Source organism: Thiomicrorhabdus sp. ZW0627 (genome assembly GCF_029767005.1).
In the GTDB taxonomy this organism is placed as follows: domain Bacteria; phylum Pseudomonadota; class Gammaproteobacteria; order Thiomicrospirales; family Thiomicrospiraceae; genus Thiomicrorhabdus.
Map to the genome: position 1 here is coordinate 651,583 of NZ_JARUQR010000001.1, position 18,751 is coordinate 670,333.

Consider the following 18,751-nt stretch of genomic DNA (forward strand, 5'->3'; position numbering starts at 1 on the left):
TTCATTATTTAAGTAGAGCGTTAAACCCGAAAAATCATTCCTGCGGTTTCGGCGCCAATACTTCACGGTTACCGTTCGACTGCATGCTCGAAACCACTCCGGCCGCTTCCATCGTCTCAACGATACGCGCAGCACGGTTATATCCGATCTTGAAGCGTCTCTGGATTGACGAGATCGAAACCCGGCGTCCCTGTATGACGAACTCCACGGCTTCATCGTACAACGCATCCTGCTCGGCATCTTCATAACCGCCTTCACCGCCGGAATCCGAAGTCGGTCCTTGCGTGATGGCTTCCAAGTATTGCGGCGCGCCTTGGGATTTAATGAACTCCGCTACTTTATGGACTTCTTCGTCGGTCATGAAAGCGCCGTGAACACGTCTCGGGCTACCGGAACCCGGCGGCAGGAACAACATGTCCCCCATCCCGAGAAGCTGTTCTGCCCCACCTTGATCGAGAATGGTACGTGAGTCGATTTTGGTGTTAACCATAAACGAAATACGAGTCGGGATATTCGCCTTGATTAGACCCGTAATGACATTCACCGAAGGTCGCTGAGTGGCCAAGATCAAGTGAATTCCGGCTGCACGTGCCTTCTGAGCGATACGGGCGATCAACTGCTCGACTTCCTTACCAACTACCATGATCATGTCGGCAAATTCGTCCACCACGACGACGATGAACGGCAAAGGCTCCAGCGTAGGCGGTTTCTCGCCGAGTTCATGACCAAAATTCGCCGCCTGTTGATACATCGGGTCGATAATCGGCTCGCCCTTGTCGATTGCAGCCTGAACCTTCTGGTTGAATCCAGCGATGTTTCGAACGCCCATTTTCGCCATTAACTGGTAACGACGATCCATTTCGAACACACACCAGCGCAAGGCATTCGCTGCATCGCTCATGTCGGTCACCACAGGCGTCAACAGATGTGGAATGTCTTCATAAATGGAAAGCTCAAGCATCTTCGGATCGACCATGATCAAGCGAACTTCATCAGGGCGGCTCTTATACAGCAAACTTAGGATCATACTATTGACCCCCACAGATTTACCGGAACCGGTGGTACCGGCCACCAAAAGGTGTGGCATTTTGGCAATATCCGCCACGACCGGCTTACCGGAAATATCTTTACCTAAGGCAACTGTCAGCGGCGACTTGGCGCGCTGGAATTCATCCGAAGCCAACACTTCCCTGAAGCTGACCAGCTCACGCTGCTCGTTAGGAATCTCGATCCCCACAAATGCCTTGCCCGGAATAATATCGACGACGCGTACCGACTGCACAGATAAAACCCTAGCCAAATCTTTGGCCAAATTATTGATTTGACTGACCTTAACCCCCGGAGCCGGCAAAATTTCAAAACGTGTGACAACCGGTCCGGGCTGAACCGATTCGACCTTAACCGTAACGCCAAACTCGAGCAAACGCTGCTCAAGAAGATTCGAAAGCCCTTTCAGGTCGTCTTCCGAGAACCCTTCCTCATAATCCGGCGGAGGATCTAAAAGGTCCAAACTCGGCAAATCGCCCCTCTCAACAATCGGCATTGTCGAAGTCGGGGTTTGACGGGTTCCTACTTTCACATGCGAAAGATTCCCAGCCTTTGGCTCGGACTTTCGTTCCATAAGCGATTCGGATACGCCCACCGGAGTTTGCGAGGGCAGTTCCGGAGTAATATCGTCGACCGCATCTACCTTATTGACAGAGGTCTGTAGGCTTGGTCCATCCGTGTCGACATCAATGGCATCAAAATCATCCACGGCCACTGTTTTGTCGGCGGCCGGCTTGACAGGAGCCGTTTCGGTTTTCTTGAAAGCGCCGAGCATTTTAGCTAACGGCTTCTTCGGTTCCGAGACCGAACTCTTGGCTGAAAGTTCACCCACCTGGCCTGCCGAATTTTGCGAGGCCAATTTCAAATCGATTTTCTTGACCCAGGATTGCATCTTTTCAGAATTCTGGGCTTTATCCTGGACTTGGGCTTGGACCTTTTCAGCCAGCTTTACTGCCATACGTCCTGTCACTTCAATAATCGTCAGCCACGAATAACTGCTCAACATGCTAAAGGCAATCGCAAACAGTACCAGCAGTACCAAGGTCGAACCCAAAAGATCGATCCCTGAAACCAGCCAGCTGCTAAGTTCATACCCCCATACTCCGCCAGCCGAATACGGCAACTGTATCAAAGCGTTATCCGGTTCCATATACAGGTTCGCCAGACCGGCTCCGGACGAGATTAACAGTAGCAGTCCCAACAGGCTGACTCCGAAACGGAAATAATCCAACTCACTGCCGGAACGTATCTTCAATGTCACCCAACCTGCCAGCAAGATACCGAATGGAATCAGGAAGCCGAATATTCCAAATACATATAAAATCATCGACGACAACCAAGCGCCTGTTTTCCCACCGTAGTTCTTTAATTCATGGACACCGCCGGCGGAATCAAATCCGGGATCCTGCGGATCATAACTGAATAGAACAATGAACAGAAAAAAGGCCAAACCGATGCAGCTCAACACAAGGCTGTCCTTCAACACCCAGTTAAACTGACCGGAAGCGGTTTTTTTATTTTCTTGAACGGATTCTTCTTTTACTGGAGATTTGACTGGCTTAAAGGTCATCGAAAACTCTGATTCTCTGTTACACTCATCATCTACGTCATTCACCCAATTACGGATATTGAAATAGAAGAGCTAATTTAAAGACTAGATTCGTCTATATTATTCATAGTTAGGTCTAGTTTATCGATTAAAAACTGCTAAAATTTTAGCACATCAGCAAAGTTAATTACTTATAGATTACAGAGAAGAATAAACACTTGTTGCGTTTGGTTTATATTAACCGCCAGATATGTTTACTCCACTCTCAATCAAAACGCTAAAAGGGAACGTTTCATGGCTACAAAACATTGCAAATTACTTATTTTAGGTTCTGGTCCAGCAGGTTATACGGCTGCCGTTTATGCCGCACGTGCCAACCTTGAGCCGGTAATGGTAACCGGTATGCAGCAAGGCGGACAATTGACCACGACAACCGAAGTGGACAACTGGCCTGGTGACCCTGAAGGATTGACCGGTCCTGACCTAATGGTACGTATGCAAAAGCACGCCGAGCGTTTCGGAACTGAAATCATCTTCGATCACATCCATACTGCAGAATTGACCAGCAAGCCATTCAAACTGATTGGTGACTCGGGAGAATACACTTGTGACGCGCTAATCGTCGCAACCGGTGCTTCGGCCAAGTACCTTGGCTTGGAATCGGAAGAAGCTTTCAAAGGTAAAGGGGTTTCAGCTTGTGCAACTTGTGACGGTTTCTTCTACCGTAATCAAAAAGTCGCGGTTATCGGTGGTGGTAACACAGCGGTCGAGGAAGCACTATACCTATCAAATATCGCTTCTGAGGTAACCATCATTCACCGTCGAGACAAATTCAGTTCGGAGAAAATTCTTGCCAAGCACCTGCATGAAAGAGCGGAAAACGGCAACATCAATATCGAATTCAACAGTGAACTGGAAGAAGTTCTGGGCGACAACATGGGTGTGACCGGATTGCGTTTGAAGAACAACAAGACTGGCGAATCTAAAGAGATCGACGTGGCCGGTGTCTTCATCGCCATCGGGCACACGCCTAACACTTCAATCTTTGAAGGCCAGTTGGAAATGGAATACGGGTACCTTAAAGTACAAAGTGGCCTGCAAGGTAATGCAACTCAAACGTCCATTCCTGGCGTATTCGCAGCCGGCGATGTAATGGATCAACATTACAAGCAGGCAATTACATCGGCTGGTGCAGGTTGTATGGCTGCGCTGGACGCCGAAAAATACTTGGAAGAATAATCCAATCATTTTTAAAAACCACCGAATACGGTGGTTTTTTTATACCTGAAATCGTCGCCTGAAAAGTGTGACGACCTTTTCTATTCTTTATTACAAAGACAGAGGAAACACCATGAAAAAAACATTGCTCCTAGCAATCGGTTTAAGCGTTGCCAGCATGGCAAACGTCTCACAGGCCGCGGATCCTGCATTGAAAACCACCGATCAGAAAGCAAGTTATGCTTTAGGCACAGACATCGCTAAGAATCTTCACCAACAAGGTGTCAATCTTGACATCAAAGCTTTGACGCTTGGGCTTGAAGACGTTCTGAACCAAAAGCCTTTACGATTGACGGAAGAAGAGATGCAAACGGCGGTCAACGAAGTCAAAAAAGCCGTTATGCAAAAACGCATGGAAGAACGAAAAGCCCAAGCTGAAAAAAATGCCAAGGCCGGTGAGGAATTTCTTGCCAAAAACAAGACTAAGCCAGGCGTAAAAACCACCTCCAGTGGTTTGCAATATAAAATCATTACTGAAGGAAAGGGCCCTTCTCCGACAGAAGACGATATGATTACGGCGCACTACAAGGGGGCATTGATTGACGGCACCGTTTTCGATAGCTCTTATGATCGTGGCACACCACTTGAGTTTAAGTTGGGCAATGTCATCAAAGGTTGGCAGGAAGCTTTGAAACTGATGAATGCCGGCGCAAAATGGGAAGTCTATATTCCGGCTAAACTAGGGTACGGAGAAAAAGGCGCTGGCGATCGAATCGGGCCGAATGAAACCCTGATCTTTACAGTGGAATTGATTAAATTCGATAAAGCCAAATAAGGTTACCCTTCAGGCATAAAAAAACCCAGTTGAACAACAGTTAACTGGGTTTACCTAATGCAGGCTAAATGAAGTTGCTCTTCAAGAGGAGTGTTGGTTAAACAACAGAGTCCATACTAATATAATCATTCCCCTATATCAATTTTTCCTTATATGTTTTTTCTTATCCTTAGATAAATCAACGTTATAGACAAGCATTAACATTATCAATGACGCAGGAAAAAACGCATCTCCGATTGATTGTAAATCCGCCCTGTTTCAGACATCCACCATCTGAAAAACCTCATAGGCAGGCGTTTCATAAGGGTGAGATTCAAGCAGTCTCGAAACGGCTTCTTCAATCAAATCATTACTGCATACCATCTCAACCTTATATTCTTCAACCGTTTCCACTTCACCCTCTGTACCGATAAATGGCCGACTTCCTGACAAGGCCCGAAACTGTCCCTGCCCCTTAACCTGCCAACAGCAACAATCGTAATTCCCGATTTTACCGACACCGATTGAAAATAAGGCATTTTTGACTTGCTCTAAATGCGATTCCGGTACAAAAAAACAGAGTTTGTACATTTAATCTCTCCATCTCATTACGGATTAATTGCTAAAAGTTTACCGAACAAAACCAAATTCAATACAATAGGCCATCGAACTGCGATCTTCAATAAGTTACAAGGAGTTTTCCATGAGACCATTGCTTATCACCTATGCCGTGATTTTAACTCTTGGCACTACAGCAATGCTGACCGATTATTACTACCTCGCTAATATCGCCGGATTTATTTCCGCAATCGGTTTTCTGTTTGTTTTCTTCAAAGATCGCCCGGATGATGAACCCGAATATGCAAAGAGAATGCGCCGCTATTGGTATATCGTCTTCGCTACCGGCATTTTCTTCAGTTTGATTTTCGGAAGTTTGTGGAACGATCAAATGGGCGGCATGAGTTAAAAACTCTCAAAAAATCCGGACATAAAAAAAGCTCCTTTTCGGAGCTTTTTTATTTAAACCTAAAACCGATCAGAACAGGTCAACATCGCCTTCATCCATACTTTCGGACTGCACACGTCTCATACGGTTTGTTTCCATATAATCACGCTGCTGCAATAGAACCAATTTCAATTGATCGATGCGTTCCTTATGTTCCGCTTCGTTTGCAACAGGAAGATTTTTGCTCTCTTCCACGAACTGGTTAATCTTATTCGAGAACTCATTCAAATTCGCCAAATGATGCATCGTCTGATCAACCAACTGGCGAACAATGTCTTCAAACTGCAACGAACGCATCGCATTGGAAACACTAATCTCGATTTCTGAAATCACTCCGGAAATATCACCGAGTTTTTCTGAAATACCGCCGTTCATTTCTTCAAGGTCATTCAACATACCATCGACTTTACTTTGCGAAGAAACGGCATGTTCCATATCCTTGGAGGCGGTCTCACTGACAATGCTTCGCACCTGATCAACCGTACCGCGTGCCTTTTCAGCCTGTTTACGAATCTGTTCGTTGAGCAGGTTAGAGTTCAATGAAAGTTTACGAACTTCATCTGCTACCACTGCGAAACCACGTCCGGCCTCACCGGCACGCGCCGCTTCGATTGCCGCATTCAAAGCCAATAAGTTAGTCTGATCCGCAATACCTTTTACATCTTCCAGCAGGATAAAAATGGCTTCGATCTGACCAACCATATCATCAATTTTGGAAACCGTCTGAGTACTTCGTTGACTCGCATCCGTCAGCAAATCGATCAAATATTGCAACACAACCTTAATTTCTGAAGAAAATCTCTGAACACTCATATGCTCTGAGCTTTCACCACCACCTAGGTTTTCCAGAAGCGAAAGAACCATTTTGTATTCTGCCTGAGTCTGGTCGTGTAAATTGGAAAAACTGTTGTTTAAAGTTTCGATCGCTTCCGCGATCAACTCTTTCACCTGATCAAGTTCTTCGTTGATAATTTCGATTTCGTGCTCTATCACCTCTTCATAATCACCAACGACAGTTTCCAATGAGTGGTTTGCCGTGGCAATTGAAACGCTTCCTTCCATCACTTTGCTAGGTAAAGAAACAGGTTCCGGGTTTTTTTCTGAGGAATCGCCGCGCGTTCTGGCAACTATTGCCACCTGCGAAGTCCATGCCAAAGAAATAATAATGATTATCACCGGAGCGATATAGGGAATATCTAAAAAGCTGATGCCCACACCGATCGCTGTCAATAACCATGCAGCCCAATAAACCTTCATGACTTGAAGCATGTTGTTAATCCTTAACTCTTGTTTTTATTATGTGGAACCAGAATTCAAACATTCTGATTCGCCCAGAAACCTTAGCAAACTCTAAGCAGGTAATATGCCAAAAACTTCGGGGCTGATTGAAATATCGATTACGCTATTTAACTGCAAGATCGAGAATTTTTTTAGAAATTTCTTCGAGAGATAACACGCTATCCGCTGCGCCAAGTTTAACCGCTTCTCCCGGCATTCCCCACACCACACTGGTCTTTTCGTCCTGCGCGATCGTTGGAGCTTTAGCCGCTTGCAGTTCTTTTAATCCTGCGGCGCCATCATCTCCCATTCCCGTCAACAAAACACCGATGGCATTCGGTCCAACATTCTGTACAACCGAACGGAACATGACATCAACAGACGGTTTATGGCGATTAACCGGCGGCCCGTCATTCAAGCGGCAAACATATCCACCCGCCCTTCTCTCGACCAACAGGTGTTTTCCACCTGGCGCAATATAGACATGCCCCGGAAGAATCGGTTGGCCATCTTCTGCCTGATAGACTTTCATTTCCGTAATAGTGTCCATTCTATTTGCAAAAGGAAGGCTAAACGCCTCAGGAATATGCTGCGTAATAACGACGGCCGGAGTGCTTGCAGGCAGTCCCATCAGAACCTCCTTGATCGCCTCGGTTCCACCGGTAGAAGCACCTATGGCAATCACCTTGTCTTTCATATTTTTTAAGTGTCGAGCATCAAACGGTCTTTTTTCCAGAATGGCATCGGCGGTAAACTTCCCCTCAACCCTCATTGAAGGTGTAACCGAAGTTGGTAATGAACGATCAACGGTCTGTTTTTTATTCACATTAGCACTATACCGGGCATATTTACGCTCCAACATCGGTTTACTGACTCGAGCTGCCGTTTTAACCTTGCGGCAAATTTCCGCTGTATAATCTTCAAATGTGTTCTTTAGATCTATTTTAGGTTTTGCAACAAAATCAACAGCCCCCATTTCCAAGGCTTCAAATGTCACGTCCGCTCCCACTTCTGTCAGAGTTGAGACCATCACCACTGGAATTGGATGCAGTCGCATCAGGTTCTTCAAAAATGTCACACCATCCATTCGAGGCATCTCGACATCCAACGTCAAAACATCCGGGTGCAGTTTCTTAATTTTATCTCTCGCCATATAAGGGTCGGAAGCAGTACCGACCACTTCAATAGCCGGATCGGAGGACAACATTTCCTGCAGCATCTGTCTAACCAATGCCGAGTCATCCACAATTAAGGCTTTTATTTTTGTCATATACATCCCTTCCATCTTCAACAGCGTTAACCGCTAAAACAAACTAATTGATCTTCCTATAGATCGTTTGTCCCATGAGTTCAAAGCGGTCGCACACCTTATACAAGGACTCAGAATGGCCAATAAACAAATGTCCATGACTCGGCAAAAGATCCGCATAGCGGTTAAATAAACGACTTTGAGTCGGTTTATCAAAATAAATGACGACGTTACGGCAAAAAATCACATCAATCTGTTCTTTCAGAGGCCATTCGTTCATCAAGTTGATCTGACCGAATTCAATCATAGACTGTAATTCCGGTTTAACCTTGACCAAGCCATCCTGTTTTCCGGTGCCTTTTAAGAACCAACGTTTTTTTCGCGCTTCCGAAACCCCTTTAAGGCGGTCGATATTATAAACGCCCGCTCTGCCAGTTTGCACAACTGTCGTATCTAAATCTGTCGCAATCACCTTCACATCCCACCCTTCAGGCGCGGATTCCTTTAACGTAATCGCAATTGAATACGGTTCTTCCCCAGTTGAACACCCCGCCGACCAAACACGTATTTTTTTTGTTGCCCTATTTGTCTCCAGGAGCTTTGGCACGACCACTTGAGCCAAATATTCAAAGTGATGGTTTTCTCGGAAAAAGAAGGTAAGATTAGTGGTAATGGAATTGATTAGATTGACGAACTCGGCTTCACCCTGTTCTTCTACATAGTTTAAATACTGACCGAAGCTCTGTAGACCTAAAAAACGTATACGCTTTGAAAGACGGTTATACACCAAATTCTTTTTCGATTCGTTTAAATCAATACCTGCGAAGTCATATACCAGTTTTTGAATTCTGGAAAAATCTTGTTCAGTGAATTCGAACTCCCGATCATTCATATTTAAGAGAACCCTGTAACTTAATTTCTTATATCATTAATAAATACCAGCAGCTAAGTAAAATAGCGAATGATATTATCCACATTTTTCTGCATGATATTAAGAAATATAACTAAAAATTTGTGACGATGGTAAATATATCTCAGTTAAACACTGGCGGCTTGCATTTAAAACAGACCCAGGCTTTAGCCAATCTAAACCTTAAAATCGGTCAGTCATTGACAATTACCGTCAAACAACTGAACGGTGATCAGGCACAATTGCAAATTGGAAAGCAAACCATCATTGCCGAAAACAAACTCACTTCACTAACCACCGGACAGCTTCAAGTCCAAGTCAAACAGACGCAACCGACGATTATACTAACCATTCCAAAACCAAACGCAGCGCAGCAACAGAATACGCAAGCAGCGCTACAGCAAACAACACTTCAAAACGGTTATAAGCAATTCATCGGAAACCAATTGCCGATCACTCAAGTCCTTCAAAACTTGGCAACGATTCCGTCCCTACCGCAAAACATACAGACAGCGATCGCTCAAATACTGGAACAACTTATAAGACCTTCCCAGACATTCGACGACAAAGAACTAAAACGACAAATTACCAACAGCGGCGTATTTTTAGAAAACAAGCTCTTAAATCAAGCAAATAAAGAATCGCTTTCATCTGACGCAAAGGCTCGATTACTTAAACTTCAGCAACAGGCATTGAACGAACTCGCAAAACACCCTAATTCAAAACCATTGCAACAATTAACCCAACTGCTAACTCAAGCCCTAAACAAACTTACCGTCCAACAATTACAGTTATTCGAAAACCCGCTGCTTCTTAATATCGACCTACCAATAGCCAATCAGAATCAAATAGAAAACTTTCGACTTGCCATCCATAAAAGAAAACAAAATGAACAGGCCTCTTGGGAAATCCTGTTGAACATGGACATTCCACAAGGGGAACTCATTGCAAAACTGAACTTAAATGAGGGACAAGAGAACCTAAATTGCTTTCTATGGTGTGAAACCCCTGAGCTTGAAGAGTTGGTACAACAAAGCCTGCCACAACTACAGGAACAGCTGCAACAACTTGGGCTAAACGTCCCCGCCATTCAAGTTGTAAAGAGTAAACCGCAACAATCCTCTTTAAGCACACAGGTTGCTTTAATCGATGTACACGTTTAACATACGCACCTCGGCGTAAAATAAGAAAAAATACGTGCCGTACAGGATGTTCTAGCATGTCGACTACATGATCGACATAAACATTTTATTATTCCCATAAAATTAAAGCGATTAAGACTAGACCTTTTAATTTGAATAAGGTAATTTAGTGGGCATATAGCTTCAACGAATAGAGCGACAGATTATGGATACAAATCTTGAAAACATTCAAGAGCAAATAGACCAAAAAAACGATCAAGACAATCAGGTTCTCAGCTTCCTTTTAGGAAAAGAAGAGTACGGCGTCGACATCTTAACTGTTCAAGAAATTAAAGGTTGGGAAAAAACAACCGTTATCCCTAATACACCCGACTATGTAATGGGTGTCATCAATTTACGTGGTGCTGTCGTTCCTATTATCGATCTAAGAGTTCGATTTGGTTTGGAACACATCACCTATAATGATTCAACCGTTGTAATTATTTTGCGTGCGCAAGATCCGAACGGTTCTCAAAAAATCATTGGACTTGTAGTTGATGGTGTTTCAGATGTCTATTCGCTGAATGAATCAGAAATCCAGTCTGCTCCAGATATGAATGGTTCCATTCACACGGATTATGTGAATGGTTTAGCGACAGTGGCAGAAAAAATGATTGTCGTACTAAATGTGGATCAACTTATCAACGATGGTATTCTTGCCCTGATTAAGCAGACGATAAACAAAGAATAAGATTGACCAAATTCAATTTTTCAAATTTTAATTACTAAAAAAATTTAGACCGTGAGAGAGTAACAATGTCAAAAATCTTAGCTGTAGACGATTCTAAATCCATGCGACAAATGGTAAGCATGTCACTAAAATCTGCGGGACATGACGTCACCGAAGCAGAAGATGGTGTAATGGCACTAGATATCGCCAAACAAAATCAATTTGACTTGATCGTAACCGATATCAACATGCCCAACATGAACGGTATCGAACTCATTACGGCTCTACGTGCTCTACCTAACTACAAATTCACTCCGATTCTATGTCTTACGACTGAATCCTCTGGCGACATGAAGACTAAAGGAAAAGAAGCGGGAGCAACCGGATGGATTGTAAAACCGTTTAGCCCTGAAAAACTGCTTTCAGTCATCGGAAGAGTGCTTTAATAACAAGCTGAACGCCCCTTCAACCCTTTCCTTACACCGGAATTGAGGGGGATTTATCTTTAACCGCTTAATTGCACATAGGTGAATAAGATGGCAGATACCATTACCCTTCCTGAAAACCTGACAATCCACGCCATTGACAGTACATTTAGCGAGCTAAACCAATCGTTACGGGATTCTGGTATCGATGTCATTATCGACGCTAAAGCGGTCGAATCTATCGATACGAGCGGATTACAGGCACTACTCGTACTGATTAACTCTGCACAACAAGACAACAAAAACATCACGTGGCAGAATACCAACGAACTCTTTACCAGCTCTGCTGAAAAGATAGGGCTTTCCGAAGCCTTACAGCTCTGATCTAAACGAAACGCAAACGTTCTAAGCTTGCGTTCCCACCATGAAAAAACACCCCCCCTCTCTAAGCGACAAAGTTGCTGTTTCACTTCAGTATGAAGGAGAGGGTGCGCCAGTTGTCACAGCAAAGGGGTCCGGGCACATTGCGCAGCAAATTATCGAAACTGCCGAACAATACAACATCCCCATCCAGCAAGACGAACAATTGGTTGAGCTACTCAGCCAAGTCGAATTAAACCATGAAATTCCGGAAGTATTATATGAGGCGGTCGCTCAAGTACTTATCTTCGCTTATCAGCTGAATAACAAACCGATTCCCGGCAAAAAATAATATAAACCGGGCTCAAGCGAGGAATCTTAGCGGGGAGAATATGGTGTAGCGCACCACCCTTTATTAAGATGGTGCAGTTTTATTAGATCAATTCTTTCAACATGCTATCGACGTCTATCAGAATAATGACGTTTCCTTGATAGTGTGCAATACCTTGAATGTAGCGGGAAGCATTATCCTTTGTAGATGAGAGTGGTTCCAACTTACTTTCAGGAATATCTTTTACTTCCATCACAAAGTCGACCATCATCCCTACTGTCTGCTCATCATCCAACTCAACAATTATGATTCGTGATAAATCCGTAACCGGCTTAGGCTGCATCCCATAAACAATACGAGTATCCAAAACCGTTACAATCACACCTCGAACATTAATCACTCCCAATACACTGGAAGAAGTTCCAGCCACTTTCCTAATTTTTCCGACTCGCAATACTTCTCGTATTTTCTTGACGTGAATGCCGTAAATTTCGTCTTCCAAAGTAAACAGAACACATCGAGCACTCGGCCCCATATAGCTTGAATCTTCATCCAAACCGGAAACCGACGACGCACGATTTTCAGCTAACTCCTGTTGAATACCTTCATTCATAACTTCACTCCATCAATACTGAAAACGCTGAATCACGCCAGGCAAATCCAAAATCAAAGCAATACTACCATTCCCCGTGATCGTCGCCCCTGCATAACCGGAAACCTTCTTCAACATCACGCCCAACGGCTTGATGACGACTTCCTCCTGACCATTAACTTGCTCTACAACCAAGCCGACTTTTTGATTACCGATCGAAACAATTACTACCTTATCATCTTCATAACTGTCCTTAACACGATCTGGTCTCAGCCACTCAGCCAAAAAATAGAGCGGGATACTTTTTTCCCGCAGTCTAACCATCATTTGCCCATCGATCTTATTCGTCTTATCTGGCTCAAAATCAAAAATTTCTTGAACACTGGTCAACGGGATTGCATAGTTGTCTTCTTCGAACGAAACCATTAAAGTCGGCAGGATTGCCAATGTCAAAGGAACACGGATACTCATACGCGTTCCCTCACCCAATACTGAATGGATATCAATGCTTCCATTCAGCTTGGTGATCATGCTTTTAACAACATCCATTCCTACGCCGCGGCCTGAAATATCACTTATTTGCTCTGCCGTCGAGAATCCGGCTGACATAATCAATTCAAAAGCCGCTTTATCGTCTAATTGATTCGCCGTCAGCTCATCCATCAATCCTTTTTCGACCGCTTTACGTCGAAGTACATCTGGATCCATCCCTTTACCGTCATCCGTAATCGATAGCAGAATATGGTCACCTTCCTGTTCTGCGGCCAAAATAACTGTTCCCTTTCGAGGTTTAGCCGCTTTCACACGATCTTCCGGCATCTCAATACCATGGTCGACCGAGTTACGGACCAAGTGAACCAATGGATCTGCCAAAGCTTCAACCAGGTTCTTATCCAGATCCGTTTCTTCTCCACGGAGCTCTAACTCAATCTCTTTACCAAGCTTACGAGCAAGATCTCGAACCACTCGTGGAAAACGACCAAAAACCTTTTTAACAGGCTGCATACGGGTTTTCATAACCGATGACTGCAGATCGGTTGTGACATGATCCAAATTCGCTACTGCATTAGAAAGATCTTCATTATTCCCCTGACTCGACCTAAGTGTTAGGAGACGGTTTCTCACCAAAACCAATTCACCAACCAAATTCATAATTTCGTCTAAACGCTTTGTATCGACTCGAACAGTCGATTCGGCTGCATTTTTAGCCGGCGCTTTAACCCCTCCTGAAGCTTCCGAAGACGTAGGAACAGGCTGTGGTTTAGGAGACGGTGCGGCAGGTTTTGCCTCGACAATCGGCTCAACTGCTGGTTCTGGCGCACTTTCCATTGCCGCCATTTCCAACATATCACGCTGGTTTAAAAGTGCTTCAAATTCATCATCAGAAATTTCGCCATCAGGATCCAATCCTTCATCAAGCTTCAGCTCTGGCACATTCGGTGCCGAACTTGGAGCTTCCTGTGCAAAATCGGCATCTTCAAGCATCAAATCACGCTGATTTAACAATGCCTCGAATTCTTCGTCCGTGATATCTCCATCGGGATCCAACCCTTCCTCCAACTGTAAAACAGGTTCACTAGAGGCGGTGGCTTCGGCCGGTTCTGGGACTTCCATCAACGCTCCCTTGGTCAAAGCATCCAACTCAGCCAACAAAGATGGATCATTTTCCGGCAAATCCCGGCTTCCTTCATTCAATTTATTAATCGAGTCGTTAATCACATCAAACGCTCTTAAAATCACATCTGCGGCAGCAGCATCGTATTCAATGTCGCCGTTACGAATCTTATCAAAGACATTTTCTGCACGGTGACACACCTCAATCAAAGGCGTAATCCCTAAAAACCCAGCTCCGCCTTTAACAGTATGGAAACCTCTAAAAACAGCATTCAACAAATCTCGATCGCTCGGAGATTGCTCCAAATCTACCAACTGCTCATTTAGCTGGTCTACTAGTTCGGTCGCTTCAACTAAAAAGTCTTGTAAAATATCTTCATCCACAACCTATACCTCTTATCACCTATTTCGTGAACTCACACTGACTACGTCAATGCCGCTACATTAATTAATGAATTAACAAAAGCAATCACTATGCCACGAATGGTTCCGGAATTTAAGGATTGTTACATTTGAATGTTCAAATCCCAAGATCGTCCAGGAGATCATCGACATCCGCCTGTGATTCAACAGTATCCAATTTGGATTTTTGAGTCACGTTTGGCCCCATACCCTTTTCTTCCTGAGCCTTTTGATCGAGTTCGTTTTCAACTCTCTCTGGAATCGATTCATATTCATGTTTGGAACGCGCAATCAAATCTTTCAACGAATCTTCCAAAGCCGTCATAATCAATATAACTCTGTTAAGTACTTGTCCAGTTAAATCCTGGAAAGACTGTGCCAACATGATATTTGTCAACTCATGATTAATCTTCTCTAAAACCGGCTTCACCTGTTCTTGAGACAAATCCTCATCACTAGATAACGTCTCTAGTTGCTCCAGCAGCCCCAGTGCATTTTCAGCCGAATTCAATGTGTTATTGCTTGCGTTATTGGTTTCGTCTACAACATATTGCAAACGTTCAGCAATATCCGGCAAGTCGTGTTTGGCGTGCAGTAAAATTGGAGTATCTTCACCAAGGTCGTCCAGCGTCTGATGCAGGTTTCTAGTGAGCTGCTTTAACTGCTCGTGCAGTTCAGTTTCGCGAATCTTGGTCAACTCATCAACCAGTTGAGCCGCCTCATCACCCTGGTCATTCTCGATTGCTAGTAATAACGCTTGCACCTTATCTTTATCTATTTTGGTTGCGAATGTCATAGTCCTTCCTCTGGTCAAAAAAAAACCCCTTACTGTGCAGATGACAGCCAGGGGCTTTTATTAAATTCAGTACTGATACAAACTTACTGTCTCTCAGCAACGCGTGCGAATATTTTCTGAATTTTCTCGTTAAGTGTTGCCGCTGTAAACGGCTTCACAATATACCCGTCAACACCGGCCTGTGCCGCTTCTAGAATCTGACTGCGCTTGGCTTCGGCAGTGATTAGCAGAAAAGGGGTATTCTTCAGGTTTTCGTCTGCACGAACACGACGCAACAAGTCTATTCCGGTCATCTGAGGCATGTTCCAGTCACTGACGATGAAATCATACTTTCCGCTTTGAACCATCGGCCACGCGGTTGCTCCGTCATCCGCTTCATCAAACTTACTGAATCCCAATTCCTTCAGTAGGTTCTTTACAATACGACGCATGGTTGAAAAGTCATCCACAACCAAAATATTCATATCTCTATTAATCTGCATTTCGCTTTCCTTAAAAGTCCATTTCTTTTATAAATTTCAAATCCAATCTGCCAGTCTCGATCTTAAACGCTTGATTGCCTGGCTGTGAATCTGGCTCACTCGGGATTCACTCACCTCAAGCACCTCACCAATCTCTTTCAAGTTGAGTTCTTCGTCATAATACAAAGCCATCACCAACTTTTCCTTTTCGGGAAGTTGCATAATCTGCTCCGCTAACTCTTCTTGGAACCCTGATTCCGCCAATTCCGAAAATGGATTGGGAGAAGACCCAAGAATACGGTCCTCCGACAACTCTTCGTGATCTGGCTGGTCAATCGACATTAACTGAGCGCCGTTCGTATCTCTCAAGATCGCATGATATTCGTTCAGAGAAACACCAAGCTCCAATGCAATTTCGCTGTCTTTCGCTTCACGCCCGTTCTTCGACTCCAGTCGATTGATTGCGTCACTGACCTCACGTGATTTACGGTGTACCGAACGAGGTGTCCAATCGCCTTTTCGGATTTCATCAAGCATCGCGCCACGAATTCGAATACCGGCATAAGTTTCAAAACTTGCCCCCTGATTCGCATTGAACTTCTGCATCGCTTCAATCAAGCCGATGATTCCTGATTGAATTAAGTCTTCGACAAAAACACTTTCCGGCAACCTTCCTTTAAGATGGTAAGCGATGCGTTTTACAAGCGGCAAATACTGTTCCATATCCTGCACCCCTTCCTGGGATGCATTTTTTTGTACGGCTGTGTAAACATCGGTTGCACTCATGCACGCTTCCTAATGGCCTGATTGAAATAAGCTTTCCACAAAAAACTGTAAATACCCTGTCACCCCTTGAGGCACTGGCCATGAATCAATGGCATAAGCCATCTCTTTAAACGACTTGGCTGCGCCACTGTTAGGCTGGTGAATCGTGACCGGAACCTGTCTTTGCACAGCCTCTCTCAAGTCATTGTCATAAGGCACGGATCCCAAATAATCAAGAGAGACATCCAAGAACTGTTCGCAGACTCTAGCCAGTTTGTCATAAAGCTGACGGCCGTGTTGCGGCGAGCGACTCATATTGGCCAACAGTCTAAAACGCGTTACTTGATAGTCTCGGCTTAACACCTTGATCAACGCATAAGCATCCGTAATAGAGGCCGGTTCATCCGTTACCACCACCACCACTTCCTGTGAGGCGCGGCAAAAACTGACCACGCTATCTGCGATGCCCGCAGCGGTGTCGATAATGAGGACATCCAACTCGCCGTTGAGTTCGGAAAAGGCGTTAATTATTCCAGCATTTTCCATAGCAGTCAATTGAGCCATCCGCTTAACACCAGAAGCCGCCGGAATAATTTTCAACCCGGCCGGACCTTCTACTATTACCTCTTTCAGGGTCTTTTCACCGTCTAACACATGAGCCAGATTGTATTTAGTCTGCAACCCAAGCATGATGTCCACGTTTGCCAACCCCATGTCAGCATCCATCAACAATACGCGATTTCCCATTTTGCTCAGAGAAATCCCTAGATTCACGGAGACATTGGTTTTACCAACCCCTCCTTTACCACTTGCAACCGCAATTACTCTCACCGGCTTTCCGGCCGGCTTTGACGTCTGCATTTGATTAGATTGCATAGCTCTCAAGCCCGCTGCTTGGTCATTGAGCATCAGATATCTCCTTCCCCATTCCCATTCGGAGTGCACTTTCATCCTGTTGTGTGTTTGAACTTTGTTGTCCCAGCACGATAGCCCGGTCGATTAGTTCCCTGGCTTTAATTGGTGTCAAATCTTCGGGGACACGTTGCCCGTCAGACATATAAGCGATTGAAAGTCGCTCCTCGATCAATACGGTCAAAATGTTACCTAACTGCACGGCTTCATCAACTTTGGTCAGAATACAGCCCTGCAATCCAACCTGATTAAAAGACTTGACGATGTCTTTCATCACATTCAGTTGTGTCGCAGCGGACATTACCAAGTAATTTCTGACAGTGCTTATACCATCATGTCCCGAGGTCAATTGCTGCGACAATTGTAGGTCTCTCTGACTCATTCCGGCCGTATCAATCAAAATCAGTTTCTTATCGCTCAATGACGCTAATAGTGCATAGAGCTCGCCCTGCGCATTTACCACATGCACCGGCACACCGATCAAATCGGCAAATGTTTTAAGCTGGGCCTGGGCACCGATTTTATAACAATCGGTTGTTATCAAAGCCAGTTGGTTAGGGCTATTTCTCATCACAAAACGACTCGCCATTTTAGCGATTGTCGTCGTCTTACCCACTCCGGTCGGCCCCACCAGCGCGACAATTCCTCCCCGCTCGAGAACATCTCTTTCCTCGATCGGAATACCCTGCTCCATTTCCATAAGGATTTCCGACCAGGCCTGCTCACTCTGCATAACGATATTTTCGACCAGTTTCTGGCTTAAAGACCAGCCAATTCCCATCCGCATCAGACGTTTGATCAGCCCGACTTTTTCGGGATTCACTTGCTCGTTCTGACCCCACGCCAAACCGGAAAGCTGGTTTTCCAACATGGCACGCACAGCTTTCAACTCTTGAGCCATACTGTTCAATTCCGGTGATGCGGCGACCGGTTCTTGTTGTTCCTTTTTCATGCTGGACGGAGTTTCAGGAGAAAGATAACTGCTTCCCAACTTTTCCGGCGCGGCTTTTTGCTGTTGGTAGTCCTGCGCTTCCGGATCACAAGCCGCTACCAACTCAACGCCTTCATCCGTCGTCCGACTCGATAAAATAACGGCATCATCGCCATGTTCTTCTTTCACCAACAACATGGCCTGACGCATATTAGGGGCAAAGTAACGTTTGATTTTCAA

Annotated in this window: 20 protein-coding genes; 8 read left to right on the plus strand and 12 right to left on the minus strand. The window is 44.7% G+C overall.

The annotated features are described in order from the left end of the window. Positions 1–34: 34 nt before the first annotated feature. Positions 35–2,617, minus strand: a complete 2,583-nt coding sequence (locus QCB45_RS03115; protein WP_279419130.1) for a DNA translocase FtsK — start codon at positions 2,615–2,617, stop codon at positions 35–37. A gap of 273 nt (positions 2,618–2,890) precedes the next feature. Here QCB45_RS03115 and trxB point away from each other — a divergent pair, with 273 nt between their 5' ends. Next, a complete protein-coding gene (trxB, locus tag QCB45_RS03120; RefSeq protein ID WP_279419131.1) occupies positions 2,891–3,835 on the plus strand; it encodes a thioredoxin-disulfide reductase in 945 nt (314 codons plus the stop codon). 112 nt (positions 3,836–3,947) lie between these two features. Continuing rightward, on the plus strand, positions 3,948–4,649 hold the full coding sequence (locus QCB45_RS03125; protein WP_279419132.1) for an FKBP-type peptidyl-prolyl cis-trans isomerase: 702 nt from the start codon (positions 3,948–3,950) through the stop codon (positions 4,647–4,649). 258 nt (positions 4,650–4,907) lie between these two features. Here QCB45_RS03125 and QCB45_RS03130 read toward each other — a convergent pair whose 3' ends face one another. After that, positions 4,908–5,219, minus strand: coding sequence for an NGG1p interacting factor NIF3 (locus QCB45_RS03130; RefSeq protein ID WP_279419134.1), 312 nt, complete (start codon positions 5,217–5,219; stop codon positions 4,908–4,910). 112 nt (positions 5,220–5,331) lie between these two features. On the opposite strand from QCB45_RS03130, the gene QCB45_RS03135 reads away from it, so the two are divergent. Continuing rightward, positions 5,332–5,595, plus strand: a complete 264-nt coding sequence (locus QCB45_RS03135; RefSeq protein WP_279419136.1) for a hypothetical protein — start codon at positions 5,332–5,334, stop codon at positions 5,593–5,595. A 69-nt stretch (positions 5,596–5,664) separates the two neighbouring features. Here the strand turns inward: QCB45_RS03135 and QCB45_RS03140 are convergent, their stop codons facing one another. The 3 genes from QCB45_RS03140 to QCB45_RS03150 all read right to left on the minus strand — a co-directional run bounded on the left by QCB45_RS03140 (position 5,665) and on the right by QCB45_RS03150 (position 9,053). Continuing rightward, positions 5,665–6,903 carry a methyl-accepting chemotaxis protein gene (locus QCB45_RS03140; RefSeq protein ID WP_279419138.1) on the minus strand — a complete coding sequence of 413 codons (1,239 nt, stop codon included), beginning with the start codon at positions 6,901–6,903 and terminating at the stop codon, positions 5,665–5,667. A gap of 133 nt (positions 6,904–7,036) precedes the next feature. Then, positions 7,037–8,182: a chemotaxis response regulator protein-glutamate methylesterase gene (locus QCB45_RS03145; protein WP_279419140.1), complete on the minus strand. Its 1,146-nt coding sequence runs from the start codon at positions 8,180–8,182 to the stop codon at positions 7,037–7,039. Between the two features lie 43 nt (positions 8,183–8,225). Next, positions 8,226–9,053 carry a protein-glutamate O-methyltransferase CheR gene (locus tag QCB45_RS03150; protein WP_279419142.1) on the minus strand — a complete coding sequence of 276 codons (828 nt, stop codon included), beginning with the start codon at positions 9,051–9,053 and terminating at the stop codon, positions 8,226–8,228. A 128-nt stretch (positions 9,054–9,181) separates the two neighbouring features. On the opposite strand from QCB45_RS03150, the gene QCB45_RS03155 reads away from it, so the two are divergent. From QCB45_RS03155 to QCB45_RS03175, 5 genes are all read left to right on the plus strand, one after another. Beyond that, the gene (locus QCB45_RS03155) at positions 9,182–10,234 is read left to right on the plus strand and encodes a flagellar hook-length control protein FliK (RefSeq protein WP_279419144.1); all 1,053 of its coding nucleotides are present in this window, start codon (positions 9,182–9,184) and stop codon (positions 10,232–10,234) included. A 184-nt stretch (positions 10,235–10,418) separates the two neighbouring features. After that, positions 10,419–10,943 (plus strand): chemotaxis protein CheW, encoded by a 525-nt coding sequence (locus QCB45_RS03160; protein ID WP_279419145.1) that lies wholly within the window; start codon positions 10,419–10,421, stop codon positions 10,941–10,943. Between the two features lie 65 nt (positions 10,944–11,008). Next, positions 11,009–11,368, plus strand: coding sequence for a response regulator (locus QCB45_RS03165; protein ID WP_279419147.1), 360 nt, complete (start codon positions 11,009–11,011; stop codon positions 11,366–11,368). Between the two features lie 90 nt (positions 11,369–11,458). Next, positions 11,459–11,731 carry an STAS domain-containing protein gene (locus QCB45_RS03170; RefSeq protein ID WP_279419149.1) on the plus strand — a complete coding sequence of 91 codons (273 nt, stop codon included), beginning with the start codon at positions 11,459–11,461 and terminating at the stop codon, positions 11,729–11,731. A gap of 40 nt (positions 11,732–11,771) precedes the next feature. Beyond that, on the plus strand, positions 11,772–12,059 hold the full coding sequence (locus tag QCB45_RS03175; RefSeq protein WP_279419151.1) for an EscU/YscU/HrcU family type III secretion system export apparatus switch protein: 288 nt from the start codon (positions 11,772–11,774) through the stop codon (positions 12,057–12,059). An 82-nt stretch (positions 12,060–12,141) separates the two neighbouring features. Here the strand turns inward: QCB45_RS03175 and QCB45_RS03180 are convergent, their stop codons facing one another. The 7 genes from QCB45_RS03180 to flhF all read right to left on the minus strand — a co-directional run bounded on the left by QCB45_RS03180 (position 12,142) and on the right by flhF (position 18,751). Further along, a complete protein-coding gene (locus tag QCB45_RS03180) occupies positions 12,142–12,651 on the minus strand; it encodes a chemotaxis protein CheW (protein WP_279419152.1) in 510 nt (169 codons plus the stop codon). A 12-nt stretch (positions 12,652–12,663) separates the two neighbouring features. After that, the gene (locus QCB45_RS03185) at positions 12,664–14,628 is read right to left on the minus strand and encodes a chemotaxis protein CheA (RefSeq protein WP_279419153.1); all 1,965 of its coding nucleotides are present in this window, start codon (positions 14,626–14,628) and stop codon (positions 12,664–12,666) included. A 136-nt stretch (positions 14,629–14,764) separates the two neighbouring features. Beyond that, positions 14,765–15,442, minus strand: a complete 678-nt coding sequence (locus QCB45_RS03190) for a protein phosphatase CheZ (protein WP_279419155.1) — start codon at positions 15,440–15,442, stop codon at positions 14,765–14,767. A gap of 83 nt (positions 15,443–15,525) precedes the next feature. Beyond that, a complete protein-coding gene (locus QCB45_RS03195; RefSeq protein WP_279420009.1) occupies positions 15,526–15,918 on the minus strand; it encodes a chemotaxis response regulator CheY in 393 nt (130 codons plus the stop codon). A 42-nt stretch (positions 15,919–15,960) separates the two neighbouring features. Continuing rightward, positions 15,961–16,689: an RNA polymerase sigma factor FliA gene (locus QCB45_RS03200; protein ID WP_279419157.1), complete on the minus strand. Its 729-nt coding sequence runs from the start codon at positions 16,687–16,689 to the stop codon at positions 15,961–15,963. A gap of 9 nt (positions 16,690–16,698) precedes the next feature. Beyond that, on the minus strand, positions 16,699–17,577 hold the full coding sequence (locus QCB45_RS03205; RefSeq protein ID WP_279419158.1) for a MinD/ParA family protein: 879 nt from the start codon (positions 17,575–17,577) through the stop codon (positions 16,699–16,701). Next, positions 17,567–18,751, minus strand: a complete 1,185-nt coding sequence (flhF, locus tag QCB45_RS03210) for a flagellar biosynthesis protein FlhF (protein WP_279419159.1) — start codon at positions 18,749–18,751, stop codon at positions 17,567–17,569. Before flhF ends, QCB45_RS03205 begins: the two co-directional genes overlap by 11 nt.